Source organism: Mesotoga infera, from assembly GCA_011045915.1.
Classification (GTDB): domain Bacteria; phylum Thermotogota; class Thermotogae; order Petrotogales; family Kosmotogaceae; genus Mesotoga; species Mesotoga infera_D.
Window position 1 is genome coordinate 1 of sequence record DSBT01000191.1, and the last position, 2,294, is coordinate 2,294.

General features: G+C 50.0%; 3 protein-coding genes. All 3 read left to right on the top strand.

The annotated features are described in order from the left end of the window. Positions 1-533, top strand: a 533-nt coding sequence (locus ENN47_07085) for a ribokinase (protein HDP77932.1), incomplete at its 5' end; no start/stop codon positions are given. Continuing rightward, positions 530-2,059 carry a xylulokinase gene (xylB, locus tag ENN47_07090; GenBank protein HDP77933.1) on the top strand — a complete coding sequence of 510 codons (1,530 nt, stop codon included), beginning with the start codon at positions 530-532 and terminating at the stop codon, positions 2,057-2,059. The genes ENN47_07085 and xylB, both read left to right, overlap by 4 nt. A 44-nt stretch (positions 2,060-2,103) precedes the next feature. Next, on the top strand, positions 2,104-2,294 hold a 191-nt coding region (locus ENN47_07095), incomplete at its 3' end, for a GntR family transcriptional regulator (protein ID HDP77934.1).

Below are 2,294 nucleotides of genomic sequence, written 5' to 3' on the forward strand. Positions count from 1 at the left end.
ATGTCTTTCTTACACAGTTTGAAGCGAATCTCGACGCAACTTATGAGGCGATAAAACTCGCCAGGGACTCCGGAGCAAGAGTCTTGCTAAATCCCGCACCCGTAAAGGAATTTGATCATTCGATCCTCAAATATGTCGACGTTATTATGCCAAACGAGATAGAGGCCAGTCTCATGACAGGAATTCCCCTCGACGGCATGGATTCGATCGAGGCTATAGCATCTGAATTGAAGAAGTCGGTGGACACTGTACTCATAACTCTGGGAGGAAAGGGAGTTTACTGCCCATCAGTAAATGCAGGACTCGTCCCCGCCTGCAGAGTGAAGACTATCGATACAACCGGAGCTGGAGATGCATTTGCCGGTGTCTTTGCGGCATATCTCTCGAGGGGAGAGGGATTGGAGAGATCTATTGACTACGCCCGTGCCGGGGCGGCCATTTCCACTACTAGATTCGGAACTTCCCCTTCAATGCCTGAAAGGGAAGAAATCGAAGCTCTCGTTAATGAGATGATCGGGGGCGATAAGAAATGAAATACGTCATCGCATACGATCTGGGAACTACCGGGAACAAGGCGACACTCTATGGAGTAGACGGGAAGCTCCTGGCGAGTTCTTTCTCAGGTTACAAGACCTATCATCCCGGTCCGAATCAGGTAGAGCAGGATCCTCTGGAGTGGTGGGAGTCCGTCAAAAAGACGACCTCGGATCTCATCGCCAAGGCCGGTGTCAATCCCGCAGAGATAGTCGCTATAAGCTTCAGTGGTCAGATGATGGGGGCCATTCCCGTTGACAGGGATGGAAAGCTTCTTAGAAGAGCCATCATATGGGCCGATCAGAGAAGCGTCGAACAGTCGGCAAGGCTCGAAGAAGTGGGCAATGATTTCGTCTACAGGCTTACCGGATCGAGGATAACGCCTACTTACTCCGGTCCGAAGATTGCCTGGATAAAAGACAACGAACCTGAAATATACAACAAGGCACATAAATTCCTGAATGCGAAGGATTACATCATCTCCAGATTCACCGGAGAGTTCGGGACTGATCATTCAGATGCGTCGATGACGCTTCTCTTCGATATCGAAAAGCTGAAATGGTCGGAAAGACTCGTTGAAGTCCTCGGACTTGATATGGAAAAACTTCCCGATGTGACCTCCTCCACGAATGTCGTCTCGGAGATACTGCCGAAGGTGGCGGAGGAACTGGGACTGTCGAAGAAGACTCTAATAGTTCGCGGCGGCGGAGACGGCGCCTGTGCCTGCCTGGGAGCAGGGGTTGTCAGTCCAGACGAGGCCTATCTCTATCTCGGTTCGTCGAGCTGGGTGAGCACGTGTTCCACGGAACCGATCTTCGACGAGAAGTCGAGGACGTTTAACTTCGCATATCCCATTGAGGGTTTCTATTGCCCGACTGGAACAATGCAGGCCGGGGGAGCTTCGTATCACTGGGCTAAGGACGCTCTCTGCCAGCATGAAGAAGAGAAGGCAAAGGAACTGGGGCTAAGCGCCTTCACTATTATGGACGATCTTGTTGACCAGACAAGACCCGGTGCGGGAAACCTGGTCTTCCTGCCTTATCTGCTTGGGGAGAGAAGCCCGAGGTGGAACATTAACGCTAGAGGAGCCTTCATTGGACTGTCCTCGACACATAGAAAGGCCGACATGCTTAGAGCGGTACTCGAAGGTGTGGCCTTCAACCTGAAAATAGTCCTGGATATTCTCGAGACTAAGGGAAAATTCGACAAGATTCGCCTTATCGGCGGAGGAGCAAAGGGAAGGAACTGGAAACAGATTGTGGCCGATATATTCGGAAAGACAGTTACGGTTCCCGAGTATCTCGAAGAGGCAACGTCAATGGGAGCGGCCATTATTGGTGCTGTTGGAGCTGGAGAGATGACGTTCAAGGAAGCGTCTACTTTTGTGAGGGATGTTCAGTTTATCGAGTACAACCCAGAGAATCACAGGTACTACGAAAGACTTTTCGAAGTTTTCGATAAAGCCTACAGTTCGCTCATAGAAACCTATGAGGACCTTGCCAAACTGAGACCGTATTCGAATTAACCTGTTTGTCCCTCGAGTATCGTAAAGAAGGATGTGATTTCATCATGCTTTTTAATGCAGACAGAAGAATAGCCCTTGATAGAGCAAGTCCGGTTCCACTCTACTACCAGATATACAGGATAATTTCTGATTATATGAAGGAACCGGGCGCCGTTGGCAGAAAACTTCCAACGGAAGAAGCCATGATGAAAGTGTTCGATGTCAGCAGGGCGACTGTTAGGAGAGCTTTGCAGGC